The 26,693-nt window shown below is 49.9% G+C and carries 30 protein-coding genes; 2 read left to right on the top strand and 28 right to left on the bottom strand.

The annotated features are described in order from the left end of the window. Positions 1-11: 11 nt before the first annotated feature. From KNO73_RS01110 to KNO73_RS01065, 10 genes are all read right to left on the bottom strand, one after another. Positions 12-917 (bottom strand): hypothetical protein, encoded by a 906-nt coding sequence (locus KNO73_RS01110; RefSeq protein ID WP_215111933.1) that lies wholly within the window; start codon positions 915-917, stop codon positions 12-14. Between the two features lie 538 nt (positions 918-1,455). Continuing rightward, complete coding sequence (locus KNO73_RS01105) at positions 1,456-1,968, bottom strand: metallophosphoesterase family protein (protein WP_214734006.1); 513 nt, start codon at positions 1,966-1,968, stop codon at positions 1,456-1,458. Between the two features lie 5 nt (positions 1,969-1,973). Further along, entirely contained in the window at positions 1,974-2,564 is a 591-nt protein-coding gene (locus KNO73_RS01100; protein WP_074037535.1) for an XTP/dITP diphosphatase, read from the bottom strand. Beyond that, positions 2,561-3,310, bottom strand: a complete 750-nt coding sequence (gene rph / locus KNO73_RS01095) for a ribonuclease PH (protein ID WP_214734005.1) — start codon at positions 3,308-3,310, stop codon at positions 2,561-2,563. The genes KNO73_RS01100 and rph overlap by 4 nt, the downstream gene beginning before the upstream one ends. Then, positions 3,303-4,106: a glutamate racemase gene (racE, locus tag KNO73_RS01090; protein ID WP_285222488.1), complete on the bottom strand. Its 804-nt coding sequence runs from the start codon at positions 4,104-4,106 to the stop codon at positions 3,303-3,305. Before racE ends, rph begins: the two co-directional genes overlap by 8 nt. A gap of 112 nt (positions 4,107-4,218) precedes the next feature. Further along, positions 4,219-4,482 carry a phosphocarrier protein HPr gene (locus tag KNO73_RS01085; protein ID WP_015881106.1) on the bottom strand — a complete coding sequence of 88 codons (264 nt, stop codon included), beginning with the start codon at positions 4,480-4,482 and terminating at the stop codon, positions 4,219-4,221. A gap of 74 nt (positions 4,483-4,556) precedes the next feature. Next, positions 4,557-4,997, bottom strand: coding sequence for an acyl-CoA thioesterase (locus KNO73_RS01080; RefSeq protein ID WP_015881105.1), 441 nt, complete (start codon positions 4,995-4,997; stop codon positions 4,557-4,559). An 8-nt stretch (positions 4,998-5,005) separates the two neighbouring features. Continuing rightward, positions 5,006-5,794, bottom strand: coding sequence for a succinate dehydrogenase iron-sulfur subunit (gene sdhB / locus KNO73_RS01075; protein WP_193343274.1), 789 nt, complete (start codon positions 5,792-5,794; stop codon positions 5,006-5,008). 8 nt (positions 5,795-5,802) lie between these two features. Then, positions 5,803-7,560 carry a succinate dehydrogenase flavoprotein subunit gene (gene sdhA, locus KNO73_RS01070; RefSeq protein WP_214684756.1) on the bottom strand — a complete coding sequence of 586 codons (1,758 nt, stop codon included), beginning with the start codon at positions 7,558-7,560 and terminating at the stop codon, positions 5,803-5,805. Between the two features lie 16 nt (positions 7,561-7,576). Further along, positions 7,577-8,194: a succinate dehydrogenase cytochrome b558 subunit gene (locus KNO73_RS01065; protein WP_074032764.1), complete on the bottom strand. Its 618-nt coding sequence runs from the start codon at positions 8,192-8,194 to the stop codon at positions 7,577-7,579. 222 nt (positions 8,195-8,416) lie between these two features. On the opposite strand from KNO73_RS01065, the gene KNO73_RS01060 reads away from it, so the two are divergent. Next, positions 8,417-8,809: a YslB family protein gene (locus tag KNO73_RS01060; protein ID WP_251024814.1), complete on the top strand. Its 393-nt coding sequence runs from the start codon at positions 8,417-8,419 to the stop codon at positions 8,807-8,809. Between the two features lie 24 nt (positions 8,810-8,833). Here the strand turns inward: KNO73_RS01060 and KNO73_RS01055 are convergent, their stop codons facing one another. Together KNO73_RS01055 and uvrC are read right to left on the bottom strand one after the other, a co-directional pair. Beyond that, positions 8,834-9,610 (bottom strand): aminoglycoside adenylyltransferase domain-containing protein, encoded by a 777-nt coding sequence (locus KNO73_RS01055; RefSeq protein WP_215111932.1) that lies wholly within the window; start codon positions 9,608-9,610, stop codon positions 8,834-8,836. Beyond that, positions 9,607-11,397, bottom strand: coding sequence for an excinuclease ABC subunit UvrC (uvrC, locus tag KNO73_RS01050; RefSeq protein ID WP_215111931.1), 1,791 nt, complete (start codon positions 11,395-11,397; stop codon positions 9,607-9,609). Before uvrC ends, KNO73_RS01055 begins: the two co-directional genes overlap by 4 nt. A 70-nt stretch (positions 11,398-11,467) precedes the next feature. On the opposite strand from uvrC, the gene KNO73_RS01045 reads away from it, so the two are divergent. Then, the gene (locus KNO73_RS01045) at positions 11,468-12,781 is read left to right on the top strand and encodes a dihydrolipoyl dehydrogenase family protein (RefSeq protein WP_215111930.1); all 1,314 of its coding nucleotides are present in this window, start codon (positions 11,468-11,470) and stop codon (positions 12,779-12,781) included. Positions 12,782-12,823: 42 nt separating this feature from the next. Here the strand turns inward: KNO73_RS01045 and mnhG are convergent, their stop codons facing one another. The 16 genes from mnhG to KNO73_RS00965 form a co-directional block, all read right to left on the bottom strand. Next, positions 12,824-13,183, bottom strand: a complete 360-nt coding sequence (gene mnhG / locus KNO73_RS01040; protein WP_015881097.1) for a monovalent cation/H(+) antiporter subunit G — start codon at positions 13,181-13,183, stop codon at positions 12,824-12,826. Beyond that, positions 13,161-13,457 (bottom strand): Na(+)/H(+) antiporter subunit F1, encoded by a 297-nt coding sequence (locus KNO73_RS01035; RefSeq protein ID WP_026826530.1) that lies wholly within the window; start codon positions 13,455-13,457, stop codon positions 13,161-13,163. Before KNO73_RS01035 ends, mnhG begins: the two co-directional genes overlap by 23 nt. After that, positions 13,457-13,942 (bottom strand): Na+/H+ antiporter subunit E, encoded by a 486-nt coding sequence (locus KNO73_RS01030; RefSeq protein WP_015881095.1) that lies wholly within the window; start codon positions 13,940-13,942, stop codon positions 13,457-13,459. Before KNO73_RS01030 ends, KNO73_RS01035 begins: the two co-directional genes overlap by 1 nt. 7 nt (positions 13,943-13,949) lie before the next feature. Then, the gene (locus KNO73_RS01025) at positions 13,950-15,434 is read right to left on the bottom strand and encodes a Na+/H+ antiporter subunit D (protein WP_214684768.1); all 1,485 of its coding nucleotides are present in this window, start codon (positions 15,432-15,434) and stop codon (positions 13,950-13,952) included. Beyond that, on the bottom strand, positions 15,427-15,768 hold the full coding sequence (locus KNO73_RS01020; RefSeq protein ID WP_015881093.1) for a Na(+)/H(+) antiporter subunit C: 342 nt from the start codon (positions 15,766-15,768) through the stop codon (positions 15,427-15,429). The genes KNO73_RS01025 and KNO73_RS01020 overlap by 8 nt, the downstream gene beginning before the upstream one ends. After that, the gene (locus tag KNO73_RS01015) at positions 15,768-16,205 is read right to left on the bottom strand and encodes a Na(+)/H(+) antiporter subunit B (protein WP_015881092.1); all 438 of its coding nucleotides are present in this window, start codon (positions 16,203-16,205) and stop codon (positions 15,768-15,770) included. Before KNO73_RS01015 ends, KNO73_RS01020 begins: the two co-directional genes overlap by 1 nt. Beyond that, on the bottom strand, positions 16,177-18,618 hold the full coding sequence (locus KNO73_RS01010; protein WP_214757232.1) for a Na+/H+ antiporter subunit A: 2,442 nt from the start codon (positions 18,616-18,618) through the stop codon (positions 16,177-16,179). Before KNO73_RS01010 ends, KNO73_RS01015 begins: the two co-directional genes overlap by 29 nt. 346 nt (positions 18,619-18,964) lie before the next feature. Further along, positions 18,965-19,279, bottom strand: coding sequence for a thioredoxin (gene trxA, locus KNO73_RS01005; RefSeq protein WP_015881090.1), 315 nt, complete (start codon positions 19,277-19,279; stop codon positions 18,965-18,967). A 107-nt stretch (positions 19,280-19,386) separates the two neighbouring features. Beyond that, a complete protein-coding gene (locus KNO73_RS01000) occupies positions 19,387-20,352 on the bottom strand; it encodes an electron transfer flavoprotein subunit alpha/FixB family protein (RefSeq protein WP_015881089.1) in 966 nt (321 codons plus the stop codon). Between the two features lie 14 nt (positions 20,353-20,366). Beyond that, positions 20,367-21,140, bottom strand: a complete 774-nt coding sequence (locus KNO73_RS00995) for an electron transfer flavoprotein subunit beta/FixA family protein (protein ID WP_214757234.1) — start codon at positions 21,138-21,140, stop codon at positions 20,367-20,369. Positions 21,141-21,219: 79 nt separating this feature from the next. Beyond that, positions 21,220-21,798 (bottom strand): fatty acid metabolism transcriptional regulator FadR, encoded by a 579-nt coding sequence (locus KNO73_RS00990; RefSeq protein WP_074037553.1) that lies wholly within the window; start codon positions 21,796-21,798, stop codon positions 21,220-21,222. 79 nt (positions 21,799-21,877) lie between these two features. Further along, positions 21,878-23,551: an AMP-binding protein gene (locus tag KNO73_RS00985; protein ID WP_215111929.1), complete on the bottom strand. Its 1,674-nt coding sequence runs from the start codon at positions 23,549-23,551 to the stop codon at positions 21,878-21,880. Positions 23,552-23,688: 137 nt separating this feature from the next. Continuing rightward, the gene (locus KNO73_RS00980; RefSeq protein ID WP_215111928.1) at positions 23,689-24,153 is read right to left on the bottom strand and encodes a DUF4825 domain-containing protein; all 465 of its coding nucleotides are present in this window, start codon (positions 24,151-24,153) and stop codon (positions 23,689-23,691) included. A gap of 12 nt (positions 24,154-24,165) precedes the next feature. Then, positions 24,166-25,296: an ABC transporter permease subunit gene (locus tag KNO73_RS00975; protein ID WP_215111927.1), complete on the bottom strand. Its 1,131-nt coding sequence runs from the start codon at positions 25,294-25,296 to the stop codon at positions 24,166-24,168. Then, entirely contained in the window at positions 25,286-26,167 is an 882-nt protein-coding gene (locus KNO73_RS00970) for an ABC transporter ATP-binding protein (protein WP_215111926.1), read from the bottom strand. The genes KNO73_RS00975 and KNO73_RS00970 overlap by 11 nt, the downstream gene beginning before the upstream one ends. Beyond that, positions 26,154-26,543: a GntR family transcriptional regulator gene (locus KNO73_RS00965; RefSeq protein ID WP_078146516.1), complete on the bottom strand. Its 390-nt coding sequence runs from the start codon at positions 26,541-26,543 to the stop codon at positions 26,154-26,156. Before KNO73_RS00965 ends, KNO73_RS00970 begins: the two co-directional genes overlap by 14 nt. Positions 26,544-26,693 lie beyond the last annotated feature (150 nt).

Below are 26,693 nucleotides of genomic sequence, written 5' to 3'. Positions count from 1 at the left end.
CACACAAGGATTTAGTCTAATAACGCCTGTGTAAAGCGAAGATCCGCCTCTAAAATCTCCGCAGCTAAACCGTCGACTGATTCGTCATGTAAAATCGCTTGTTTCGCCTGTACGAGCGCCTGTTCCACATCTTCGGCCGGTACATACGGATAATGCGTATACATGTAATTCATCAACAGCTGGGTCCCGATCTCATCGCCTTCAACTGATTTTTGAAGTGAAAAGACGGTCTTCTCCCATGTTTCAATCTGCGCTTTTGCTTCTGTTCGTGTCATCTTGTTCGAAACGTCCCCATCCGTCCATTCGATGACTTCTAGTTCGGCGAACGCTTTTTCCAACACGATCAGTTTGACGAGCTTCGGACGCTCCGACACGAGCAGTTCATGTAGCACATTGTCGAGCACCGGGTCGATTTGAAAGTGAACATGTTGTAATGCTTCAATCTGTTCCCCCGTACTCCCTCGTGTCAGCGTTCGTTTCAATTTGGCAATTGCCGCCGGAAACTCCGTCATCTTCAACACTTGAAGCACCTGATGTGCTTGTGTGTTGACCGTATCCTTCTTGTCCTGCCATTCGAGATACTGGTTGATCCAGTGCGCCGCTTCAAACGGTTGGTCCCGCATGATGTAATACTGCGCAATCTGCAACCCTCCTGAGGCCGGTTCTTCCGCCTCGGACATATGGATGCCGACAAGTTCCTGCAGCTTCTCGAGTGTCTCTGGGTCGTCCGGCCGTTCCATTGCACATTGGAAGATTTCCATGAAAATAAACGGGTCACCTGGAATCGTCTGATACCAATCCCATAAAATCGGTTCGATCCGCTGTCGTTCCCCAGAAACATCTGCTTCCTGAATCATCTTATGCAGACGCGCCCAATTCCCAGGGAACGGATAGTCCTGATCCTTTTCCTTCTCCATCTTCCCTCACCCTCTCTTCCATTCCCCTTCATCTTCCGTTAGGACGCGATTCCTTGTCAATCGATTTCCCGGAAAATGAAAAAAGAGACGTTCTCCGTAGAGAGCGTCTCTATTTTAATGGAAGCGTCCCAAGAGGGATTCGAACCCCCGACCGACGGCTTAGCTTACCACCATGACTTTCGTCACCAACATCGTGTTGTTTGTAGTCTGGACTATATCTTCACCGTTTCAGGTGCGACACGTGTAGTCTCTACGGAACCTCACGAGCATGATGCTCCTCCATTGATTCTACCTCTACATGCATAGACATTCGAATCAACTCGACCCAATCGGGAATGAGTTTCCTCGGTATTACCATCAGCATCATCTGTTAAGGCTTCACCGATATAGTGTCGTCCACTTTATAGGTTTCTGTTTCCCTATAAAGGCTCCTATTTGTCTTGAAGGCCGTTGCTCTATCCTGCTGAGCTATTGGGACATTGACATGAAAACTATAATAGAAAAATGGTTTCCTGTCAATCGATTTCCCATTCGAAACTCATAGTTTTCCTGCGATGTCCAAATCTTCGACGTGAGAACCGTCTTCCGAGCGATAAAAACGTACCGCTGCTTCCCCGTTTTCTAGGTTAAGAAGCGCATACGTTTTGTCCGAACGTCCCCGTGGCATCCGAATCGAACCCGGGTTGATGTAGACGACCCCGTCCTCGATCAAAGCACCCGCCACATGCGAGTGACCGAACAAGACGACGTTCGCGCCCACTTCTTCAGCCCGGTAACGCAGCCGATTCAAATCGAATTTGACGTCATGATGGTGCCCGTGAACGATTAAGATTGTACCGGCATCCGTCGTCTCGATTCGTTCAAGGGGAAGGTCTCCCCCAAAATCACAGTTCCCGCGGACCGTTCGATACGGCAACAAATGTTCATCGACAAGTGCGAGTTGTGAATCGCCGCAATGGAACGCGTCATCAATCTCCGCCTCGTGTCGTTCAAAAATCGTTGTCAATTCTTCGGTCAACCCATGACTATCACTCACTATTAGAAAACGCATAAGCTTCATCCTTTCATGAATGGTATGATTTCTGCCTCCAGTTTTCGTAGTGCCTGTCCACGGTGGCTGACGACCGCCTTCTCGTCACGCTCCAACTCTGCCGCTGTCTTATGAAGCGATGGGACGATAAAGAGTGGATCGTATCCAAAACCATTTTCGCCTTGTGGGGAATAACCGATTGTCCCTTCGATTGTTCCACGAACGGTCAACGTCTCTCCGCTCGGTTTCGCAAGGCAGAGCGCACAGACGAAACGAGCCGTACGATTCGTCTCTCCGTTCAATTTTTCAAGAAGAAGGGCGTTGTTCGCCTCGTCTGACTTTTCTGGTCCTGCAAAGCGGGCCGAGTATACTCCCGGTGCCCCGTCAAGCGCGTCGACTTCAAGACCGGAGTCATCCGCGAGGACGGCATGTCCAAAGTAAGCTGCCGCCTCCGTCGCCTTTAACGCCGCATTCTCTTCAAATGTCGTTCCGGTCTCTTCCGTCTCTGGCGCATCCGGATAGTCGAGGAGTGACTCGACCTCGAATCCGAGCGGCGTCAACATCCCTTCGAGTTCTTTCACTTTTCCAGGATTGTGTGTCGCAATAATCAACTTCATAATGTCTCCTCCGAACGTTCCCCGACGTACCACCAAGAAGCACCGAGTGCCGCTTCCGCCGTCTTGAATAATGATTCGATGCCGTGTTGCGCGAGCGCGAGCATCTCGTTCATCTCTTGTAGCGTGAACGTCGCCTCTTCCCCTGTACCTTGTACTTCGACGAACCGACCGCTTGCCGTCATGACGACATTCATGTCAACCTCTGCCGCAGCATCTTCTAGGTAATCCAAGTCTAAGACAAGCTCGTCCGTTCGCCCGACCGAAATTGCGGCCACACCTTCTTTAATCGGTGTATCTTCAAGTTTCCCTTGGCGAATCAAGCGATCGACGGCCAACACGAGCGCGCAAAAGCCACCGGTAATGGAGGCCGTCCGAGTTCCACCATCCGCTTGAATGACGTCGCAGTCGACCCAAATCGTCCGTTCACCGAGACGTTCTAAGTCCACGACAGAGCGGAGCGACCGGCCAATCAGACGCTGAATCTCCATCGTTCGTCCCGACTGTTTTCCGCGTACCGCTTCCCGGACAGTACGGTCTCCCGTCGCCCTTGGGAGCATCGCATATTCTGCATTGATCCAACCTTGTTTCTTTCCACGAAGGAAATTCGGTACCCGCTCTTCCACAGTCGCGGTACAGATGACTTTCGTATCGCCGATTGAAATTAATACGGACCCTTCCGCATGCTTGTTCACGTGCGGCACAATCTCGACTGGGCGCAGTTCATCAAATCGTCTCGCATCACGCAATGCCGGTCACCTCGACTTTCTCCGCATGAACCGGACGCCCGAGCCATTCGCTCGCGAGTCGGTCAAATAGTTCGATATCACCCGTCGCATAGAAGGCATGTGCCGGGACTGCATCCAATGCATTCTCAAGTTCCTGATAATCGAGCATCGCAGCCACTTCAAGCGCCGTCTCGTCACCTGATGAGATGAGGTGGACGTCCGGTCCGACCACATCTTGAATGACTGGGGCAAGGAGTGGGTAATGCGTACAACCGAGAATCAACGTATCCATCTCGGATGGCTGAAGTGGACGAAGTGTTTCCTCCACCACTTGACGTACGCGCTCTCCAGACACTTCTCCAGCCTCTACGAGCGGGACGAACGGTGGGCACGCGAGTGAATACACATCGACCTCACCTGCCACGTGACGTAACGCCTTTTCATATGAACCGCTCTCAATCGTCATCTTCGTACCGATGACACCGATATGCTTGTTACGCGTCCCTTTGACAGCCCCGCGGGCACCCGGGTCGATGACACCGATGACCGGGATGTCGAGACGTTTGCGCGCCTCTTTCAATACGACCGCGGTCGCCGTATTACAGGCGATAACAATCATTTTGACGTCTTTCTTTAATAAAAATTCAATCAATTCCCATGTATATGCTTCAATCTCATCGTGCGGACGCGGCCCGTACGGACAGCGTTCAGTATCTCCGATATAGACAATCTCTTCTTTAGGGAGTTGGCGCATCAATTCTTTGACTACCGTCAACCCGCCGACTCCTGAATCGAGGACTCCAATCGCTCGTTTCATTTGCATCACTTCCATTCTCACCTATCTTACCAAAAAAACTCGGACGGAAAAAGAAACGTTCCCATGACAAAAAAAGACGAGGTCGCCAGTGGCGCCTCGTCCCTTACCCGAATTACTGAGCAAGACCTTCGCTAGTGAGCATGTCAGAAAGCGTGTTGATCGCTTCTTCTGCATCTTCACCTTCAGCAGTGATCTTGATTGTAGAATCTTTTGCGATACCGAGTGAAAGTACACCCATGATCGACTTCAAGTTAACTGTTTTACCATTGTACTCGAGGTTGATGTCTGACTGGAACTTAGAAGCTGTGTTAACTAACTGAGTAGCTGGACGAGCGTGAATTCCTGAATCAGCAACGACTGTGAACGTTTTTTCCATGAGATGATGGTCTCCCTTCAAAATTCAATTCTACAGGCGAACCAGCAGAATATTTTTTGTTTGTGAACTCATTATCAAATGATAGCGGATTCGCAAAAATTCTGCAAGCGGTTTTTATATTCCGGAGTCCATTCCGTAGGACGGCCTTCCTTCGTTAAATGAACGAGGCTTGTCCGTCCTGCGAAGAGGAGTTGCTCTCCGTCATATGCCCCGTAATGAATATCACATGAAGTGTTTCCGACCGTCAAGATATTGGCATGCACAGTCAGCTGTTGACGTGGCATGACTTGTCGAACATAGTCACATTGCGCATCGGCGACAACGACGAATCCGTCCTTCAAGGAGAATCCTGTCGCCTCTAACAACTCGATCCGGGCATCTTCGAAATAGATGAACGGAATTGTGTTGTTCATGTGACCATACGGGTCGCACTCCGAAAAGCGAACTTTCACATCGAGCGCAATCCCTCTTTTGACACGTGTTTCCCAACCTGGCTCTCGAAAGTACTTGGTCATCGGCTCGCTTACGCCTCGACCGCAGAACCGGTGCGACCTTTGTCACTACCGAAGAACTGTTTGAACGAGTGAAGCGTCGTTTGACGGTTCATCGAAGCGATTGACGTCGTGAGCGGGATGCCCTTCGGACAAACCTCGACACAGTTTTGTGCGTTTCCGCACTGCATGATGCCACCGTCTTCCATGAGTGCCTCGAGGCGGTCTTCCGCGTGGAAGGCACCTGTTGGATGTGAGTTGAAGAGTCGGACTTGCGAAATCGCCGCTGGACCGATGAAGTCCGATTTGTCGTTCACGTTCGGACACGCTTCAAGACAAACGCCACACGTCATACATTTCGATAATTCGTACGCCCATTGACGTTTATTCTCCGGCATACGCGGTCCTGGACCGAGGTCGTATGTGCCATCGATTGGGACCCATGCCTTCACTTTTTTCAACGCGTCGAACATGCGTTGACGGTCGACTTGAAGGTCACGGATGACCGGGAACGTCTTCATCGGCGCAAGACGGATTGGTTGCTCGAGTTTATCGACGAGTGCCGTACACGACTGGCGCGGCTTCCCGTTGATGATCATCGAACAGGCACCACATACTTCTTCAAGACAGTTCATGTCCCAGTTGATCGGTGTCGTCTTGTCCCCGTTCGCGTTGACCGGGTTGCGGCGGATTTCCATCAATGCCGAGATGACGTTCATGTTTGGACGGTATGGTACCGTGAATTCTTCCGTATACGTCGCTTGATCCGGTCCATCTTGGCGTTCAATGATGAAGCGGATGTCTTTTTGTTCAGATTGCATTGGCGTCGTCATTTCGTCTTCGCCCCTTTCTTCGAGTAATCCCGTTTACGTGGCGGGATTAACGAAACATCGATGTCTTCATACGAGATATCGACTTCCCCATCTTTGTAACGTGCCATCGTCGTCTTCATGAACTGCTCATCATTACGTTCCGGGAACTCCGGTTTGTAATGAGCTCCACGGCTCTCGTCCCGTTTGAGTGCGCCAAGTGTGATGACGCGTGCGAGGTCGAGCATGTGGTCGAGTTGTCGAATGAACGATGCCCCTTGGTTGCTCCAACGTGCCGTATCCGTAGCTGAAATCTTATGGAAACGTTCACGCAATTCTTGGATTTTCTTGTCGGTCGCTTCAAGTTTGTCATTGTAGCGAACAACTGTGACGTTGTCCGTCATGAGTTCACCGAGTTCACGGTGAATCTGATACGCATTCTCTGTTCCATCCATCGCAAGGATGTTGTTGAATCGCTCGATTTCTTCACGTTCGTTGAAGTTAAAGAGCGCTTCTGAGACGCTTTCTGTCGTTTGGTCAAGACCACGCATGTAGTTGACTGCCGCAGGACCTGCTTCCATTCCGCCATGTACGGCTGAAAGAAGCGAGTTCGCACCGAGACGGTTTGCACCGTGCATCGAGTAGTCACATTCACCAGCTGCGAAGAGACCCGGAATGTTCGTCATCTGATCGTAGTCGACCCATAGTCCGCCCATCGAATAGTGGACTGCCGGGAAGATTTTCATCGGTACTTTACGCGGGTCGTCCCCTACGAATTTCTCGTAGATTTCGAGGATCCCACCGAGTTTGATGTCAAGTTCTTTCGAATCTTTATGAGACAAGTCGAGGTAAACCATGTTCTCGCCGTTGACGCCGAGTTTTTGGTTGACACATACGTCGAAGATCTCACGTGTCGCGATGTCACGCGGTACGAGGTTTCCGTAAGCTGGATATTTTTCTTCGAGGAAGTACCACGGCTTCCCGTCTTTATATGTCCAGACACGTCCACCTTCTCCACGAGCCGACTCACTCATGAGACGAAGTTTGTCGTCCCCAGGAATCGCCGTCGGGTGAATTTGGATGAACTCCCCGTTCGCGTAGACCGCGCCTTGGCGGTAAACCGCTGCCGCTGCTTGACCGGTGTTGATGACCGAGTTAGTCGATTTACCGAAGATGACCCCTGGGCCACCTGTCGCCAAGATGACCGCATCCGATGGGAACGCTTTAATTTCCATCGAGCGCAAATCTTGACATACCGCGCCACGGCAGATGCCTTCTTCGTCGATGACGGCGCGAAGGAACTCCCATCCTTCATATTTTTCGACGAGACCTTGCGCTTCGTAACGACGAACCTGCTCATCGAGTGCATAGAGAAGTTGCTGTCCTGTCGTCGCTCCAGCGTATGCCGTACGGTGGTGAAGGGTTCCACCGAAACGACGGAAGTCTAAGAGACCTTCTGGCGTACGGTTGAACATGACGCCCATCCGGTCGAACATGTGAATGATTTTCGGAGCATTCTCCGCCATCTTTTGGACAGGCGGTTGGTTGGCGAGGAAGTCGCCTCCGTAGACCGTGTCGTCAAAGTGTTGCCAAGGAGAGTCACCTTCCCCTTTCGTGTTGACGGCCCCGTTAATCCCACCTTGGGCACAAACTGAATGTGAACGCTTGACCGGTACAAGCGAGAATAGTTTTACCGGAACACCCATCTCTGCCGACTTGATTGTCGCCATGAGTCCAGCTAGACCGCCACCGATGACGATCAAACTTTGATTTGCCATGTAAAATTCCCCCTAATTACAAGATGCCTGCAAACGTCAAAATCGAACGGATGCCGACAAAAGATAGTGCCAAGAACACGACACCTGATACGTAGCTCATGAGACGTTGCGAACGAGGTGACTGTGTGATACCCCACGTGATCGAGAACGACCAAAGACCGTTCGCGAAGTGGAACGTAGCCGAAAGGATTCCGACTATGTAGAAGATCAACATGAGCGGGTTGTCGACGATGTTTTGCATCATCTCCGCATTGACTTCTACCCCGCGCAATTTCGCAAGACGCGTTTCCCAAACGTGCCAAGCGATGAAGATCACGAGGAAGACTCCTGTGAAACGTTGGAAGAGATACAACCAGTTGCGTGCGTATGAATAGCGGTTCGAGTTGATCGACCCGAGAAACGCATAGTACACGCCGTACACCCCGTGGAAAATCATCGGCAATGCGATAATTGTCACTTCAAGGAAGTACAAATACGGTAAGTTCCCCATGAATTTTGCTGCTTTGTTGAATGACTCCACCCCATCGACGATGTAGTAGTTGACCGACAAATGGACGATCAAAAACAAACCGATTGGAATGACCCCAAGTAGCGAATGGACTTTACGACTGAAGTAGTCACGATGCGCTGCCATTCTAGTTCCCCCTTTTCACGAGCATTGGCTCGTATTGTCAATAAAAGCGTTTTCAAATGCAGATATAGCTTTCTGTCTCCTATTCTACTCTTGTGAAAATTGTATGACAAGACAACCTAGCCGATTTGTGCCACATTCTTTTCAAAAATACAGGATGACCAAATTCCAATTGGTCGTTATAATGATATAGAGAGATTGGAGTGATGGGATAGAATGGAAACGATGAGCCAACCAATTTTCGCGATTGAACTGCTTCGCGACTATGTGTTGACGGATTTGCTTGGCGAAGATTACGCCCAAGTCATCTATTGGTCAGGAAAACGGGTCGCCCGTAAGTTCCCGACGATGTCCGACGATGAACTGACTGCCTTCTTCGCAGAGGCAGGTTGGGGAGAGTTGAGAATCAAGAAGGAACGTGGGAGCAAATTTACATATGAATTGATCCCACCACCTGCGACTCAGGCCAAAGCGACAGGTTATTATCAGCTTGAAGCTGGATTTTTAGCTGAACAGATTGCAGGTCGTTTCCAGTGCGTCGCGGAAGGTTACGCCGATCCAACCCGAAAAGCTGTCCAAATCACCGTCCAACTAGACCGAAAAGACGACTACAAATAAGAGTCGATGCCAACGCATCGACTCTTATTTTTGTTTCTGCTGAAGTTGTTGACGCATGTAGCGACGGAATTCATTGAGTTCTTGTCGATGAAACGTCACACTTCCCCCTTCATAGCTCCGAGTCGCCTTACGAACAACTTCGACAATATTTCCTGGAAAATGTCCGTTATTCACTAACCAATGGAGTGCTTCTTGTTTTGAGAGCAGAACACGTTCTTGTTCATAGGCCAGGCCACGTATCAAGTTCAATACGCTATACACCGTCTGTTCTTCAATCGAGTCAAGACAGTCGAGCGCATCCGCTCGAATCGCATCAGAAAAATGAGCTGAATCAAATCCAGAAAGGAGTTTATGAAGTGGTTGCCCTCGCCATGTGATACCACGCTCTAAAATCACTTGGACGTGAGCCGCCAAATCAGGATCGGTGAATCCTTGTTGCAATTCGGTTCTTTCTTCCCTACTAGCTTCTTCAAAACGTGAACGCCACCCTTCACTATAGTGAAACTCAAAAGAACTTGGATGATACCAATCTTTTAGCTGCGCCATCGTCATGATGCTCAGTTCGAGCGGATATGGTTCGTTGGAGTACGAGAGACAGCAGTCGATGAGTTTTTGTCGTTCCTCCCGAGTCAATGCGTTTGATACGACGAGCAACAAATCTACATCACTTCGTTTCGGATGAAAACCACCCATCGCTAATGATCCATGAATATATATATGCTGAACGGTTGGTAGAAATTCATCAATCGCTCTCACGAATGAAGCGATTGTATTCTCCACGTCTGTCGTAATCTGTCTCATTCATCCGTCTCCTCATGCACGTATTGAAGCACGGTCTCCGCTAATTTTTCCGGCAATCCCGCTTCCTTCAATTGTTCGAGCGATGCCAGACGGATTTGTTTCATCGACCCGAAATGGCGGATAAGCTGTTGACGGCGTTTCGGACCGACACCCGGAATCTCATCGAGGATCGACTTCGTCATCTTCTTCGTCCGTAAGCTGCGGTGGAACGTGATGGCGAAACGGTGGACCTCATCTTGCATCCGCTGCAACAGATAAAAAGCGCTCGAGCGTGGATGGAGCTCGACAACGCCCCCACCTTCTCCGAATAACAGTTGGCTCGTTCGATGTCGGTCATCCTTTTTGAGCGAGCCAACCGGCAAGTCGAGCCCGAACTCGTTTTGGATGACGTCGAGCGCCGCGTTTAATTGTCCAATCCCCCCATCGATCAGTAGGAGATCGGGTAATCGCTTGTCTTCCGTCAAAAGACGGCGGAATCGTCGACGGACGACTTCACGCATCGTCTCGTAATCATCCGGTCCTTGAACCGTCCGAATCTTGTATTTCCGATATTCTTTTTTGAGTGGCTTCCCGTCTTCAAAGACGACGAGCGCCGACACGGCGTCCGCCCCCTGGATGTTCGCGTTGTCGATGATGTCGACACGTGACAAGTTGGGGATGCCGATTACTTCCCCGAGTTCACGCATCGCGAGCAACGTCCGCTCTTCATCTCGGGCGAGCAACTCGAACTTCTCGTTTAAGGCGATTGTCGCATTCTTCGTTGCTAAATCAAGCAACTGTTTCTTTGCCCCTCGTTTCGGCTGCATCACTTTCGTTCCGATGGCGTCATTCAGTAAATCGAGCCGGACCGTCTCGGGTACGAGAATTTCTTTTGGCACGACGTTTTGTTCATAGAACTGAACGATGAAACTTTCGAGTTCTTCCGAAGGCTCTCCATGCATCGGGAAGAGCGAGACATCTCGCTCAATCATCTTCCCGCCACGCATATAGAATACTTGGACGCACATCCAGCCTCGGTCGAGCGTATAGCCGAAGACGTCACGGGCCGTCGGGTCGGCCGTGATCATGTTCTGTTTGTTCATAATCGATTCGACTGCTCGAATTTGATCGCGTAGTTCAGCCGCCCGCTCGAACTGCATATCCTCAGCGGCACGTCCCATCTCGACGTTCAGCTTCGTGAGCGTTTCAGCCGTCTCCCCGTTCAAGAAGCGCCGGATCTCATTGACGATCTCTTTTTGCGAATCCGTATCGACCGCCAGCTCACAAGGACCTAAACATTGCCCGATATGATAATACAGACAGAGTTTCTTAGGCATCGGCTGACATTTCCGCAGCGGATACAGTTTATCGAGTAGACGTTTCGTCTCGTTCGCCGCATAGGCGTTCGGATACGGTCCGAAGTAATGTCCGCCGTCTTTTTTCAATTTCCGCGTCGTCAATAGACGCGGATATGGTTCGTTCGTAATCTTGATATATGGGTACGTTTTGTCGTCTTTGAGGCGAATGTTGTACTTCGGGTCGTGCTTTTTGATGAGCGTCATTTCGAGTAATAACGCCTCGAGTTCACTCGCCGTCACGATGTACTCGAAGTCACGAATCTCTGCGACGAGACGCATCGTCTTGATGTCGTGTGCGCCCGTGAAGTAAGAACGGACCCGATTCTTGAGGTTTTTCGCCTTCCCTACATAGATGACCTCACCATATTCGTTTTTATGCAGATAACAACCCGGCTCGTCCGGGAGCAGCGCTAATTTATGTTTAATGTGGTCGGTATGACTCAATTCCATTCACCTCAGTTTAGCTTCCTCCTGGACGGGAAAAAGAGTGTGATATCTCGCCAGAGGAGGATTTTATAGTATGAAACGATACGATGTCATCATTGTCGGTAGCGGCTCCGCAGCGGGTCAAGCCGCTTCCATTTTACGCGAAGCCGGTAAAGAGATCGCCATCATTGAGAATTGGACGTTCGGAGGAACATGTCCTCAACGCGGATGTGACCCGAAGAAGATGCTTACCGAAGGAGCAGAACTCCTTGCCCGAACGGAACGTATGCGTGAGCTTGGCGTCGAAGGAAGCCTGTCACTCGATTGGTCGTCCTTTAAAAAGCGGATTGATGAGTACCGCCTCTCTATCCCAACATCCAAAAAACAGCATTGGGATGAGATGAACATAGACTTATATCAGGGAGAGCCTCGCTTTATCGATGAGGATTCAATCGTCATCGATGGTCACGAGCTCTCTGCCAATCAATTTTTAATCGCTACGGGTCAAACGCCCCGCCCTCTCGATATCCCAGGTGGCGAACTGGCGATCACGAGCGATGATGTGTTCGACCTCGACGCGTTGCCTGAATCGATTCATATCGTGGGGGGAGGCTATATCGCCTTTGAATTCGCCCATATCTTCCGACGATTCGGAAGCGACGTGACACTCCTCATTCGTTCACATGCGTTGAAGGCATTCGACCCGAACGTCGTCCACCGGCTCATCGAAGAATCGAAGCGAATCGGCATCACCGTCCGACATGACGTCGAGCCAATACGAATCGATAGCAACGTCTTAACGTTATCAGATGACTCTACCCTAGAAGGAGTTGTCCTTAACGCTACAGGACGAATTCCAAGCATCGAGCGACTTCGGCTTGAAGCGGCAGGTGTCACAGCTGATCATCGCGGTGTACATGTGAACGAGCATCTGCAAACAAGTAACCCAAATATATACGCCGCAGGCGACGTCGCTAACAGTTCAAATCCCAAACTCACTCCATTCGCCGGTCTGGAAGGGCGCCTCGCCGCACTCAATATGCTTCACGGGAATACAAGGTCACTCCCTGAGCGTCCGGCTCCGACCATCGTCTATGCGACACCACCGATTGCCAAAGTCGGTTTTACGGTCGAGGAAGCGGAAGCTGAGGGCATTGACTTCGACGTGAAAGAAACGGACATGTCGCACTTCCTCACCTATTCACGAATCAATGACACAACCGCATATTCAAAAGTGTTACTAAGTGCAGAAGGGCACGTCATCGGGGCTCATTTGATTGGTCATCATGCCCCAGAACTTATCAACCTGTTCTCTTACATTATACAGAACAAACTGTCGCATCAACATGTGAAGCACTTAGAAGTCGCCTATCCGACCGCCGCCTCCGACCTGACCTATCTCATCTAAACAAAAGACGGGACTCGCCTCGTGGCGAATCCCGTCTTTTACTTATTCGATTCCTTTGTCCTTGTCTTCTTTCAGCGCGTCTTGTAACGACTTCTCCCAAAGTGGAACACCTTTCGCGTGCGCCGCACGCGAGATGAGGTGACCCCCAACAGGAGCTGTCAAGAGGACGAAGAAGAGACCGAGCAAGAGTCTTGCATCAAACACCCGTTCATCGACATATACGTGAAGGACGGCTGCAAAGAGGACGAACATGACACCGAGTGTCGCACTCTTTGAGGCAGCGTGTGTTCTCGAATAAATATCTGGGAGACGGATGAGACCGATCGCGGCGACGACGGTGAAGAAGACGCCGATGATCGTGAAGATGCCGGTAATGAGATCAAAGATCATTGTCGCGGTCATGTTGGATAATCTCTCCCCTCTCTAAGAATTTCGAGAACGCCACCGTTCCGATGAAGGCCAAAATACTGAGTAGCAAGATGACTTCAAAATACAAAGTCGTATCGAGCAGAATCGATAGTAACGCGACGACCGAGATAAGCGCGATCCCGATGGAGTCGAGCGCGATGACTCGGTCTGCCGTCGTCGGTCCTTTGACGACACGATACAACATCATCAACATCGCAAGCAAGAGAATGGCGAGCGAGATGTAGATGAGAATGTCTAGTAAATCCATCACTCTGTCGCCTCCTTAATGCTTGATTCAAAGTTATCATAAATGTCTTTTTGTAACGCTTCTTTATCCGGCATGTTAAGTGCGTGGATATAGAGCACGGAATTGTCTTTTGACACCTGAACGACGAGCGTCCCTGGTGTGAGCGTGATCAGCATCGAGAGCAAGCTGACTTTCCATCCTTTGTCGAGCGACGTCTCATAGCGGAAAATCCCTGGTTGGATTTTCAACTTCGGACTAAGGACGAGACGCAGTACCTCAAAGTTCGCGAGGAACAATTCACGGATGAAGATGAGCAGCAGTTTAAATAGACGCCAGACGCGTGTGAAGTAAAAGCCGCCTCCACTAGATTTAAAGAATCGGCGCATCATGAACAAGATGAGTAAGCCAAGTAGATACCCGACGAAGAATCCGCTCGTTGTGAACGATCCCGTGAGGAACATCCAGATGAACGCCAAGAAAAAGTTAATCAATAGTTGATAAGCCATCTGTCATTCACTCCTTTATCACGGCATCGATATAGATTTCTGGATTGACGAGCGGCTCAATCGCTTGCGTGATATACGGATGGATGGCTTCTGCCCCAAATCCGTATGCGACCGCAATGATGAGCAACAAGAAGACCGGCACGATCAAACGCTTCGTATACGGTACGAGCGGTCCATCATACTCGCGCTTCGCCTCGCCCCAGAACCCGTTCAAGAAAATCTTCATGACCGAATAGAGGACGAAGAGACTCGACAAGAGGACGAGAAGTGGTCCGAACAGCTCGCCTTCGTCCATCCCACCTGAGACGATCAATAACTTTCCGAAGAATCCACTAAGTGGCGGAATCCCTGCGAGCGAGAGCGCTGCGACGAAGAACGTCCATCCGAACAGCGGGAAACGGGTGATGAGTCCACCCATATCACGGAGTTGACCGGATTTGGTGATTCCGATCATCATCCCGACGAGCATGAAGAGAACCGCTTTGATGATCATGTCGTGAATCAAATAGTAGAGTGACCCTTCAAGGGACGTCTGCGTATTGACCGAGATCCCGTACAAGATGACCCCGACCGCGATCATGATGTTGTAGATGATGATCAGTTTCACATCGTTATATGCGATGGCCCCTGTCATCCCGATGAAGATGGTGAGGACAGCGAGCACCATGAGGAACGTCTGTAAAAATTCACCGTTCCCATCAAACAGTAGCGTGTACGTCCGCAAGATCGAGTACACCCCGACTTTCGTCAAGAGTGCCCCAAACATGGCGAGAATCGGGGTCGGTGCGACCACGTACGCTCCAGGGAGCCAGTAGTGAAGTGGGACGAGTGCCCCTTTCATCCCGAAGACGATGACGAACAGCACACCGATGACAGTGATGACGTCCGGGTTATCGACGAGCGGGATCTTCATCGCCAAGTCCGCCAAGTTGAGCGTGCCTGTGACTCCGTAAAGCAAGGCGACCGACATGACGAAGAGCGCCGAGGCGATGATGTTCACGAGCAAGTATTTGATCGATTCACGTAACTGGACGCCACGTCCACCGAGTACAATCAACACGTATGAGGACATCAAGAAGACCTCGAAGAAGACGAACAAGTTGAAAATATCACCTGTCGTGAAGGCACCGTTCACCCCGACGAGCAAGAACAGCATCGAAATGTACAAGTAGTTGCCTTCATATGAATCTGAGAAATAATGGACGGCGAACCACACGATGAAGAGCGTGAGGAGAGTCGACGTCGTCACGAGTAGGGCTGACAGCATATCCGATACGAGCGTGATGCCGAACGGCGCTTGCCAGTTCCCGAGGTTGAGGGTTTGAATTCCCTCCGTGGAGACCGTATGCACGAGAAAGAGTGACACGATCGCCGTCATAACTAAAGCTCCAAGAGCCATCACGCGCTGCAGCTGGACCCGTTTTGGCATAAACATCATAAGGATGGCCGCAAGCGCAGGAATGACGATTGGAAAGACCGGTAAGTTAATCATACGATTCTGTTCCTTTCATTTCTTCCATATTGTCCGTGCTGAGCTCCTGGTACGTGCGGTAAGCAAGTACGAGGAAGAACGCCGTCACCCCGAAACTGATCACGATTGCCGTCAAGACGAGCGCTTGCGGTAACGGGTCTGTGAATTCAGTCACACCGTCGACGAGGACAGGGGCAGCCCCTGTCTTCAAACCTGCCGTCGTCAAGACGAGAAGGTGTGCCGCGTGACTGAACAAGGCAGTGCCGATGATGATGCGTAACAAACTTCTTGAGAGAACAAGATAGACGGCACACATCGTCAAGACACCGATGATGATGCTAACGAAGATTTCCATTATTCACTCTCTCCAATCGTTTGTATAATCGTCAACGTGATTCCGATGACTACGAGGTAAACCCCTAAGTCGAACGCAATCGCCGTATGGAGCGTCTGTTCACCGAGAAGTGGTAAGTCGAACTTCCCGTAAGCATGCGTCAAGAACGGACGACCCAAGAATACGGAGTGAAGACCTGTCGCGAGTGCAATCAGTAATCCGGTCGCCGTCATGAGACGGTAGTCGATCGGGAGCACGTTCGCAAGCGTCTTCGAATCAAATGCGAGTAGCAACAAGACGAGTGCCGCGGATGTCATCAATCCACCGATGAATCCTCCACCTGGTGAATAGTGACCGGCAAAGAACAAGTCGATGGAGAAGATGACAATGATGAAGAAAATGATAATCGCGGCCGTCTGCAAAATGACGTCATTGACGCGTCTGCTGTTTTGCTTCATGTTCAGCTTCTCCTTTCGTACGTCGTGTTGTTCTAAATTTAATCATCGTGTAGATCCCGAAAGCTGCAATCCCGAGAACGACGATTTCAAACAAGGTATCAAATCCACGGAAGTCGACGAGAACGACGTTGACCATGTTTTTACCTGCTGCAAGCTCATACACGTTCTCTTTGTAATACTCTGAGATCGAGGTGAGCGATTTGTTTGTGAGTGCCATGAAGCTGAGAAGCGTCACGGTCGTCCCGACGAGAACAGCCACGATAGCATTCCCGACTTTGAAACGCATCCGAACTTCCTTCTTGCTGATGTCCGGCATGTGATAGAAGACGAGCAAGAACAATGCGACCGAGACCGTCTCGATGACGAGCTGCGTGAGTGCCAAGTCCGGTGCACCGAAGAAGACGAAGAACAGTGCCACGCCGTAACCAACGACCCCAAGGAGAATGATGGACGGGAGACGCGACTTCATGAAGAGAATCGCGAGCGCCGCTAGCATGACGACGGCTCCGAGCACATATTCATACGGTGCAATCTCAGCCAGGTTCTCAAACGAGAAGCGGTACATGTCGAACCACCAGATACTGAAGAGCATCATGCCTGAGAGGAAGACGAAAATATAGATCAAGTACGACCGGATGAATCCAGTCATGTAGTTGTCCTTAAAGCGATATGCCGCCTTGTTCGACCAGACGAGCGTACCGTCGTACATCCCGTTGAGCGTCAGACGATGTGGGATGCGGTTGTAGATGCCTATCCATTTACCCATTTGCCAGAACATCAATGAACCGAGAAGGACGATCCCGATCGTCATGAAGAGTTCTGGTGTCAAACCGTGCCAGAAGTAGATGTGAACATCGACTTCTTGCCCTTGTGCGACGAGTGTCGGATAGATCGACTCGACGGCTGGTTTGATGAGCGAGTTCGACAAGACGTTCGGGAAGAACCCGAGCACGACAACGAGAAGTGCAAGGATGACCGGTGAGATTAACATGCCAATCGGCGCCTCATGCGGTTGTTTCGGCAATTGATCGAACTTTGCCTTGCCCATGAACGTCCGCGTGAACAGCATGATGCTGTAGATGAACGTGAACACACTTCCGACGAACGCGATGACCGGGAGCAAAATCCCAATCGTATCAAGCGCAAAGAAGTCGGCCGAGAAGACTTTCGTCGTCGCCTTCAAGAACATCTCTTTACTCAAGAATCCGTTAAATGGCGGAAGACCAGCCATCGATAAAGAACCGATGACGGCGACCGTGAATGAAATCGGCATGACGGTCATCAGACCACCGAGTTTACGAATGTCACGTGTGCCCGTCTCGTGGTCGACAATCCCGACCATCATGAAGAGCGAGCCTTTGAACGTCGCGTGGTTGATCAAATGGAAGATCGCCGCAATCGTCGCGACCATAAAGATGTTGTCATCCATGCCGTCATAGTGGAGCGCCGCCGCTCCGAGTCCAAGGAGTGACATGATCAACCCGAGTTGACTGACGGTCGAGAACGCTAGGATTCCCTTCAGGTCGGTCTGCTTCACGGCGTTGAACGAACCCCAGAACATCGTGAACATCCCGACCCCGGCTATCGTCCATAGCCAGACGGATGATTCTTGGAACACCGGGCTCATGCGGGCCACAAGGTAGAGACCCGCCTTGACCATCGTTGCTGAGTGGAGGTACGCACTGACCGGAGTCGGTGCTTCCATCGCGTCAGGCAACCAGATGTGGAACGGGAACTGCGCCGACTTCGTGAACGCCCCGAGCAAGATGAGAATCATCGCGACGAGGAAGAACGGACTCTCGGCGATGACGCCCGAGTTCGCGACCATATCGCGAATGCTGTACGAACCGACCATCGATTCGAGTAAGACAATCCCTCCGAGCATCGACAATCCACCGAACACGGTGAGAAGCATCGACTTCTGCGCACCATAGCGTGAACGTTCTTTCTCATACCAGTACCCAATCAATAGGAATGAAGAAATCGATGTGAGCTCCCAGAACATATACATGACAATCATGTTATCCGAGAGAACGACCCCGAGCATCGCACTCATGAACATCAAGAGATAAACGTAAAAATGCCCGAGCGACTCTTTGTCCTTATTCAAATAGTAAATCGAATAGAGGACGACAAGTGCGCCAATTCCCGTGATGAGAAGCGCGAACAAGAGACTGAGTCCATCGACGTATGCCGTGAAGTTAATCCCGAGGGACGGCATCCACGCAATCGTCTCTGTCACGACGTCCCCTGCACTCGTGATCGGAATGAATCCGGCGAAGTAGGTGACGAGCACGACCGGAACGATCAAGACGAACCAGCCTGTATGAATTTGTTTCATCCCCCGGAACAAAAGCGGGATGAATGGTGCCGCAAGAAGCGGCAACAAAATAGCTAAATGTAACAGCGACAAGAAAATTCCTCCTTCGAACAGAGTCGTACAATAGATTGAGCCGTAAAGTAAGGTCACTTGACTCCATCATGTCTTCCTCATGAGTATAGCGTAAATTTTCAGTCTGTTTCCATGATAAAAGCTTCCAGTTCAAGCGCTCCCCCGTCAAAATTCCGAATCTGTTAAATATGAAGGAAGCCGACGGAATTTCTTCAAAAAAATTTTGAAATCAGACGTTATGTATCGGAATATGACCGGATTGAGGGTGCGTGGAATAACTCAACTTATTCCCTACTTGCCTGTCCTTTTCCTTCTTTTCTATTCCGCAAAACAAAAAAGCAGCCGATCTCAATCGGCTGCTACGCAATTATTGTGCTGTCGCGATAAACTCTTTCAATGCTTCTTTTGGTTGGAAGCCCATTGTTTTCGAAACAGGCTCGCCATCTTTGAACATCATGAGTGTCGGGATACTTTGGATTTGGAAAGCACCTGCGACTTCAGGGTTTTCGTCGACGTCGAGTTTCACGATTTGGACTTGGTCACCCATTTCTTGATCGAGTTCTTCGAGAACTGGCGCGATCATGCGACATGGTCCACACCAAGTTGCCCAGAAATCTACGAGGACGACGCCCTCTTTTACATCTTGTTCAAACGATTGAGTCGTTGCGTGTTTAATAGCCATTTGTAAAAACCTCCCCAATAAGATGAGAGAGTCCTGGTAAAGAACTCTCATGCAATTCATGTTCAGAGTATACCACGGAGGGTAACAACCCCAAAACGTTTTGCTTATTAGCTATTGACGAGGTGCTTACGGAACTCTTCTGTCAACATCGGGACGACATCGAACAAGTCGCCGACGATGCCATAGTCTGCCACGCTGAAGATGTTTGCTTCTGGGTCCTTGTTGATGGCGACGATGACTTTCGCGTTACTCATCCCAGCCAAGTGTTGAATTGCTCCTGAGATCCCACATGCGATGTAGAGGTCTGGCGTGACAACTTTACCCGTCTGTCCGATTTGAAGTGCGTAATCGCAGTAATCAGCGTCACATGCTCCACGTGAAGCACCGACCGCTCCTCCGAGAAGCTCAGCCAACTCTTCAAGCGGTTTGAATCCATCTTCGCTCTTCACGCCACGTCCACCTGCGACGATAACTTTCGCTTCCGCCAAATCTACTTTCCCAGTCGCCTTACGCACGACTTCTTTGACGATCATCGCGAGGTCTTTCAATTCGACCGCCGGCGTTTCAACAGAGACGCTCGCGCCCGCTTGACGTGCAAGTGCATCGATGTTGTTTGGACGGATTGTGAAGAACATGACCGAATCTTTGAACTTCACTTTCTCGAACGCCTTCCCTGAGTAGATTGGGCGAACGAACTCTGCGTCGCGTCCTGTTCCTTCGATCGAGACAACGTCACTGATGAGTCCGGCATCAAGACGTGCCGCAAGTTTCGGTGCGATATCTTTCCCGAGAGCCGTGTGCCCGAGAACAATCATTTCCGGATTTTCTTGCTCGATCAACTGACGGAGCACTTGTCCGTAGCCGTCTGGCGTATAATGCTTAAGGCGATCATCTTCGACGACGAGGACACGGCTTGCGCCATACTCCCCGAGTTCTTGTGCGAGTGATTGCACGTGATCCCCAATCACGACTGCCGTCACATCGTCTGTCAATTGCTTCGCCGCAGCGATGGCTTCGAATGATACGTTACGTAACGCGCCTTCACGCGCTTCTGCGAGTACTAAAGCTTTCATCTATGATCTCCCCCTTAAATGACTTTCGCTTCCGTGCGAAGAAGTTGTACGAGCTCGCTCACTTGTGTCGACATATCGCCTTCAAGGATGCGACCGGCTTTCTTCTCTTCTGGCAAGAATCGTTCAATCGTCTCGATTTTCGCTTCGATTTCATCTTCATCGAGATCGATGTCCATGAGTTCGAGTTCTTCGAGCGGTTTCTTCTTCGCCTTCATGATTCCTGGCAAGCTCGGGTAACGCGGCTCGTTCAACCCTTGTTGTGCCGTTACGAGAAGTGGGAGTGCGACTTCGATCACTTCCGTATCCCCTTCGACGTCACGTGTGACCGTAGCCGTTGTACCATCGATTTCAAGACCCGTGATCGTCGTCACGTAGTTCATGTCGAGAAGTTCTGCGACACGTGGTGCGACTTGTCCGCTACCGCCATCGATTGCCACGTTTCCTGCGAAGATGAGGTCTGCGTCCTGTTCTTTCAAGTATGAGGCGAGAACTTTTGAAATCGTGACATGGTCCGCATCCTCGACATCGTCCTCGATTGAGATGCGAACGGCTTTGTCCGCACCCATTGCGAGTGCTGTACGTAATTCTTTGTCCGCATCTTCTGGTCCTACCGTGACGACCGTGACCTCTCCCCCGAGTGCGTCACGTTTTTGAATCGCTTCTTCGACCGCATATTCGTCATACGGGTTGATGATGAACTCAGCGCCGTCTTCTTGAATTTCCCCATTCTCGAGCTGAATTGCTTCCTCAGTATCAAACGTACGTTTCAGCAAAACAAAAATATTCATGGTTGATCCCCCTTTAGTCAATTCTTCCCATCATTCATGAATCAGCATTCATTTTTTGAGCTAGTGATAGGGCTCACTGTTACGTAAGCCCTTTTTTCAACATATGGTGCACATTTGGAAGCGTCGACAACAGATCATACTTGAAGCCGCTCGCCATCCAACTCGTCACAACCTCATCGATTGTGCCGAAAATCATTTGACGGGCGAGTCGATAGTCTAAATCCTTGTCAAACTCTCCAGTCTCGATTCCATGTTTGACGACAGAATCGATTAAGTTCAAATACGGTTTGAGCACTTCTCCGATTTTTTGGCGAAGTACCAAGTTCGACTGCCGCAGTTCGATTTGTGTCACGACGGCGAGGTCGTAATCTGCCGACAGTTGCTTTAAATGTGATTCAATCAACTGATACAACTTACTCCCGGCTGACGTCTCGCTCTCGATTTGTTGTTTCGAGTAGTCGATGAACAGCCCCATCTTCGCTTGGAACAATTCGATTAAGAGATGCTCCTTGTTTTTAAAGTACAAATAGATCGTGCCGTCCGCGACACCCGCCTCTTTGGCGATGGCTGTCACCTTTGCACCGTGATAGCCATGATTGGCAATTACTTTGACCGCCGCATCAATGATTCGGTCACTTTTCGAAATATGATTTGTCATTAACCCCAAGCTCCTTACCGTTGCAGAAAAATGAATGATGGTTCATTCATTTATTATTCTATCATGCGTACGCTTGGTGTCAACTGCTTTGTTTCACTTGTTTGGCCTTCTCTTCGTCGACGAGGACACGGCGTAAAATCTTACCGACGAACGTCTTCGGCAACTCGTCGCGGAACTCATACAACTTTGGCACTTTATAAGCCGCAAGCTTCTCGCGACAATGTTTGTCGAGTTCTTCTTCCGTCACACTCGAGCCATCGCGAAGGACGATGAACGCTTTGACCGTCTCACCCCGATATGGATCTGGGACACCGATACAGACCACTTCCTTCACGGCCGGATGTTCGTAGAGGACTTCTTCGATTTCACGCGGATAGACATTAAAGCCACCTGCGATGATCATGTCCTTCTTCCGGTCGACAATATAGAAGAACCCGTCCTCGCCCATGTAGCCGAGATCACCGGTTGCGAGCCACCCATCTTTCAAGACGGCTGCCGTTTCCTCCGGTTTCTGCCAGTAGCCTTTCATGACTTGTGGACCGCTCAGCATGATTTCACCGATCTCGCCGATATCTGCTTCCATCTCTCCGTCTGCTTTTACTATTTTAGCAGAAGTATCCGACAGCGGCGCACCAATTGAGCCGACGATTCGCTTATCCCATAAGAAGTTCGCGTGCGTAACCGGCGACGTCTCAGACAATCCGTATCCTTCGACGATGCGACCACCCGTGATCTTCTCGAACTCTTCTTGTACCTCAATCGGAAGCGGTGCCGAACCTGAGATACACGCTTCAATCGATGACAAGTCGTACTTTTTCAGTTTCGGGTCGTTCAAGATCCCGACGTACATCGTCGGAGCTCCTGGGAAGAAGTGCGGCTTTTTCTTCTGAATCGTCTTCAAGACATCCGTCACTTCAAAACGTGGCACGAGGACGAGCTCATAGCCGTTCGTGACCCCAAAGTTCAGACAGCACGACATCCCATAGACGTGGAAGAACGGCACGACACACAAGACGCGTTTCTCGTCCCCTCGATTGTACTTATAGAATAAGTTCGTGATTTGATCCGCGTTCGCCGTCAAGTTGAAATGAGTCAACATGACACCTTTCGGAAGTCCCGTTGTTCCCCCTGTATATTGAAGAACGGCGACATCTTCTTTTGGATCGATGTCGAGCGGCGTGATAGGATTGAAGTCCTTATAATCTTTGAACAGCGTCGAACCGGTCGTATCGATGACGATATTGTTCTCACGTTTCACTTTGATTGGATACAGTTTGTTTTTCGGGAATGGTAAGTAATCAGCGATACTCGTCGTGATCACGGTTTGAATCTCCGTCTTCTCACTGACGCGAAGTGTTTTCGGATATAGCAGGTCGAGGGTGATGACAATTTTGACACCTGCGTCCGTGACGAGGTTTTCTAGCTCACGTTCCGTATAGAGCGGATTCGTCTGGACGACCGTCCCACCTGCATAGAGCACGGCATAGAATGAGATGACGTATTGAGGACAGTTCGGAAGCATGAGGCTGACGCGGTCGCCTTTTTCAAGCCCTTTCGCTTGAAGCATCGTTCCGAGTCGACGTGCGGCATCATCGATTTCCGCGAATGTCCACTCCTTTCCGATAAAGGAGACGGCCGTACGATTTGGATAATCCTTTGCTGCGCGAGACAACGCCTCATAGAGCGCCTTTACCTCATAATCGATTGACTGGGGCATTCCTTTTGGATAATCTTGTAACCACGGTTTGTTCATCGCTGTTCCTCCTTAGGAAATGAATACTCATTCAGTTACCCCTATTATAATGCTAAGAAAACGCTTTCATCTACCCTTTACCCGATAATTTTCAGAAAATATCAAAAAAAGCGATTGGATTTGTCATCCAATCGCTGTCATACCCGCCTAAAATAGGAATCTTTCGAATCCAGTTTTTCAAGCTTCTGATTCATGAGTTGTTGCAATTCTTTTTCATGACGAATATTTGAGAAGTCAGTCCCGAACCATGCCTCCATTTCAGGTCGAGAGAAGGCATAGGTCCGGTTCGGGAAAGCAAAACGGACGATTTCGGCGTTCGGGATGAGGGTGAAATAGGCAGCCGCATTCCGAATCGCCAGATGTTCTTGTTCCGCTCGTTCCATACCCGGGTCTTCGTAACGGACGGTCAACCCATAAGGACGCTTCTTCGTCTGCAGTTCGACCGATCGATAGCATTCATGTAGCGGCAATCTTCCGGCAATGCCGACGACGGCTGCATTGTCCCCGACTTTCGCCCCTTTGTATTCAAAGGCGTCCGGTTCCGGGTTCATACATCCTGCCAGTGAGATGACGAGTACGAGCAACAGACATAAGCGTTTCATAGGTGTCCCTCCTTACGATTTGAGTCTCAAGTTGAAGCGGTAAAGCAAGCGTTTAGCGAGTAAGTGTGCTAAGAACGCTCCGATCACAAAGCCTACGATGTACAACATACTGTTCGCTTGATACGTGAATGTCGTGAACACAATTCCTGTGAACATCGCGATACATCCAACGATGATAATGTGGACGAGCCATAACCAGTTGTTGAACATGAAGAAACGACCGTTGTTTTCTTGCGGTGCACGATTGTACATCCAAGCTCCTAACCAGAATGACAAGGCGATAAAGACGATAGACGATGGGATGCTAATCGTGACGAACTCTTGCCAATACTGATCGGATCGAATGTATTCATATAAAGATAAATTCATCAAGTTACCGAGTGGTGAGATAGCTTGAATAAATACACTTTCATAAGCTGAATCGATTAACCAACCCAACGCATCACCTCGACCAGTCAACGAGTAAGCGGATCCTTGAATCAATGCGAGAATACCTAACGGGAAAATCAAGGCGACAAACGACCACACCGATTGAGAAATCGATTCCCCACCGAATGATCCCATCCATAAAGCCAACGAGAATAATGAGATCCCAATCAAGGCGATGTACAGGACGATCACGATCGATTTAAATACGGTCCCTTCTAATAAGAACGAATAACGGGAAGTGGCGACCAATGCAAACATCGCGATACTTCCTAACAGCGTGGACATGATAATCCCACTTGCCCCCAACACCCATTTTGATATGTACAGCTGGGTGCGGGTGAAGGGGAGCGACATCGAAAAGTCTGACATTTGACTGTTTCGTTCGGCACCAATGAGCGACGTGGCCATGAGCGCACTAAACACGACGAATAAGAATACAACTGGTCCTACCGGAATGACATCACCTATGTCACCAAGATAGAAAGCTAAACTCGAATCAGGGTCGAAGAAAGACTCAACCGTCAGGCGATCTCGTTCTTCAAACGGGATGCCGTAATCTACAGAATTCGCTCGTGCATCTTTAATCTGCTCATCAAACTGTTCGAATTGTGTCCAAGCCGGCACAGTGAAGGCGACGACGCCTAAGAAGACGAGCAGCATCCAAAGCAACGACACTTGTTTCCAATCTTTCTTTAACAATACTTTAGACAACATGGGCTTCTCCTCCTAACTGGACACGGAAGACGTCTTCAAGAGACATCGGAATCTCTTCGATGAGCATCGGATTATATGAATCGATGAACGTTTCGAGCTCGTCCGTCCGTTCTTTCGCCATGAACAGCACGACACGTCCCGTCACGCTGATGATTTCGATATCTTTTCGTTCTAGCAGTTCGACCGGGACATGGTCGTTGAAGACGACTTGCCACTTGATGCTGAGGGCACGCGCCTCTTCGAGCGACAAGATCGCTTTGACACGTCCATTCTCAATCATGATGATGCGGTCAGCGATGCGTTCGAGTTCATGCAGTTGGTGACTTGAGACGATGATCGAGCAGTTCCGATTCTCGACTTGAGCAATCATCAGCTTCAACACATCGGATTTGGCGACGACATCAAGTCCGTCCGTCGGTTCGTCGAGCAGGTAGTACTTCGCTTGGACAGCGAAAGCAAGTGATAACGTCACGAGTGCCTTTTGTCCTTTAGAAAGCTGGCGGATCTTTTTGTTGTCGATGTTGTATCGTGTCAATGTCTCACGGAAGACGGTACGGTTGAAGGATGGATAAATCGATTCATACAGGTCCGTCGCCTCATTCACCGTATAATTTTTGAGCGCATCGGCTGAATCCGGTACGAAGATAACGTCACGCTTCAATCCCGCATCTTTAAAGATACTTTTCGAACCATAGAGCACGTCGCCCATGTCTGGGCGAATGATACCGACCATCGTGCGGAGAAGCGTTGTCTTACCGGCACCGTTACGTCCGACGAGCGCGATGATTTCTCCAGATTCGACAGTAAAGTCGATGCCATCTAGAATCGTTTGACGGTCAATTTTTTTACTTAACTGTTCAACTTTCAGCATTGGATTTCCCTACTTTCTCATATTCCGTTCGCAATACGCCAATGGCTTCGTCTAACGGCACGTTCGCATAGTGGCAATCAATCGCAATCTTTTTGATCGAGGCGATGACCGGCTCACGTGCCGCATCATCGTCCACCCAGTCCTCGGAGACAAACGTCCCGCGCCCACGTCGCATCTCAAGCAGCCCGAGCCGTTCCAACTCCTGATACGCCTTACTGACCGTATTCGGATTGATGACAAGATCGGTGGCGAGTTCACGCACGGACATCACCTTATCTCCGGGTCGTAAAATTCCACGGATAACGAGCTCTTTCGTTTGATTGACGATTTGTTCGTATAGCGGTTCTGAACTTTTCATATCGATTTTGTATAACATGGGTCACACCCTCTCATAGTCAATGTTACTCTTTAAGTGTATTATATGTATTAGTACACGCAATTACAATAGTTCTTTGAGGCCACTTTTAGTTTACAGCGAAATGGAAATGATTTGAATAAGACTTTGGACCGAGGTATTCTCCTTCAA

This window comes from Exiguobacterium sp. s83, from assembly GCF_018617095.1.
GTDB lineage: Bacteria > Bacillota > Bacilli > Exiguobacteriales > Exiguobacteriaceae > Exiguobacterium > Exiguobacterium profundum.
Note: the sequence above shows the minus strand (reverse complement) of the source record. Positions and strands in the feature narration are given on the sequence as shown.

What these genes read in the sequence shown, in the direction of transcription:
- mnhG (WP_015881097.1), bottom strand. Translation starts at nt 13,183, where the DNA reads ATGACCGCGACAATGATCTTTGATCTCATTACCGGCATCTTCACGATC.
- KNO73_RS01110 (WP_215111933.1), bottom strand. Translation starts at nt 917, where the DNA reads ATGGAGAAGGAAAAGGATCAGGACTATCCGTTCCCTGGGAATTGGGCG.
- KNO73_RS00970 (WP_215111926.1), bottom strand. Translation starts at nt 26,167, where the DNA reads ATGCTGAAAGTTGAACAGTTAAGTAAAAAAATTGACCGTCAAACGATT.
- racE (WP_285222488.1), bottom strand. Translation starts at nt 4,106, where the DNA reads ATGAAACGAGCGATTGGAGTCCTCGATTCAGGAGTCGGCGGGTTGACG.
- KNO73_RS00990 (WP_074037553.1), bottom strand. Translation starts at nt 21,798, where the DNA reads ATGACAAATCATATTTCGAAAAGTGACCGAATCATTGATGCGGCGGTC.
- sdhA (WP_214684756.1), bottom strand. Translation starts at nt 7,560, where the DNA reads ATGGCAAATCAAAGTTTGATCGTCATCGGTGGCGGTCTAGCTGGACTC.
- KNO73_RS01045 (WP_215111930.1), top strand. Translation starts at nt 11,468, where the DNA reads ATGAAACGATACGATGTCATCATTGTCGGTAGCGGCTCCGCAGCGGGT.
- KNO73_RS01035 (WP_026826530.1), bottom strand. Translation starts at nt 13,457, where the DNA reads ATGGATTTACTAGACATTCTCATCTACATCTCGCTCGCCATTCTCTTG.
- KNO73_RS00980 (WP_215111928.1), bottom strand. Translation starts at nt 24,153, where the DNA reads ATGAAACGCTTATGTCTGTTGCTCGTACTCGTCATCTCACTGGCAGGA.
- KNO73_RS01015 (WP_015881092.1), bottom strand. Translation starts at nt 16,205, where the DNA reads ATGAAGCAAAACAGCAGACGCGTCAATGACGTCATTTTGCAGACGGCC.
- KNO73_RS00985 (WP_215111929.1), bottom strand. Translation starts at nt 23,551, where the DNA reads ATGAACAAACCGTGGTTACAAGATTATCCAAAAGGAATGCCCCAGTCA.
- KNO73_RS01030 (WP_015881095.1), bottom strand. Translation starts at nt 13,942, where the DNA reads ATGGCTTATCAACTATTGATTAACTTTTTCTTGGCGTTCATCTGGATG.
- KNO73_RS01060 (WP_251024814.1), top strand. Translation starts at nt 8,417, where the DNA reads ATGAGCCAACCAATTTTCGCGATTGAACTGCTTCGCGACTATGTGTTG.
- KNO73_RS01025 (WP_214684768.1), bottom strand. Translation starts at nt 15,434, where the DNA reads ATGATTAACTTACCGGTCTTTCCAATCGTCATTCCTGCGCTTGCGGCC.
- KNO73_RS01020 (WP_015881093.1), bottom strand. Translation starts at nt 15,768, where the DNA reads ATGGAAATCTTCGTTAGCATCATCATCGGTGTCTTGACGATGTGTGCC.
- KNO73_RS01065 (WP_074032764.1), bottom strand. Translation starts at nt 8,194, where the DNA reads ATGGCAGCGCATCGTGACTACTTCAGTCGTAAAGTCCATTCGCTACTT.
- KNO73_RS01000 (WP_015881089.1), bottom strand. Translation starts at nt 20,352, where the DNA reads ATGAAAGCTTTAGTACTCGCAGAAGCGCGTGAAGGCGCGTTACGTAAC.
- trxA (WP_015881090.1), bottom strand. Translation starts at nt 19,279, where the DNA reads ATGGCTATTAAACACGCAACGACTCAATCGTTTGAACAAGATGTAAAA.
- KNO73_RS01105 (WP_214734006.1), bottom strand. Translation starts at nt 1,968, where the DNA reads ATGCGTTTTCTAATAGTGAGTGATAGTCATGGGTTGACCGAAGAATTG.
- KNO73_RS01085 (WP_015881106.1), bottom strand. Translation starts at nt 4,482, where the DNA reads ATGGAAAAAACGTTCACAGTCGTTGCTGATTCAGGAATTCACGCTCGT.
- KNO73_RS01100 (WP_074037535.1), bottom strand. Translation starts at nt 2,564, where the DNA reads ATGAAGTTGATTATTGCGACACACAATCCTGGAAAAGTGAAAGAACTC.
- KNO73_RS00965 (WP_078146516.1), bottom strand. Translation starts at nt 26,543, where the DNA reads ATGTTATACAAAATCGATATGAAAAGTTCAGAACCGCTATACGAACAA.
- sdhB (WP_193343274.1), bottom strand. Translation starts at nt 5,794, where the DNA reads ATGCAATCTGAACAAAAAGACATCCGCTTCATCATTGAACGCCAAGAT.
- KNO73_RS01055 (WP_215111932.1), bottom strand. Translation starts at nt 9,610, where the DNA reads ATGAGACAGATTACGACAGACGTGGAGAATACAATCGCTTCATTCGTG.
- KNO73_RS00975 (WP_215111927.1), bottom strand. Translation starts at nt 25,296, where the DNA reads ATGTTGTCTAAAGTATTGTTAAAGAAAGATTGGAAACAAGTGTCGTTG.
- KNO73_RS00995 (WP_214757234.1), bottom strand. Translation starts at nt 21,140, where the DNA reads ATGAATATTTTTGTTTTGCTGAAACGTACGTTTGATACTGAGGAAGCA.
- uvrC (WP_215111931.1), bottom strand. Translation starts at nt 11,397, where the DNA reads ATGGAATTGAGTCATACCGACCACATTAAACATAAATTAGCGCTGCTC.
- KNO73_RS01080 (WP_015881105.1), bottom strand. Translation starts at nt 4,997, where the DNA reads ATGACCAAGTACTTTCGAGAGCCAGGTTGGGAAACACGTGTCAAAAGA.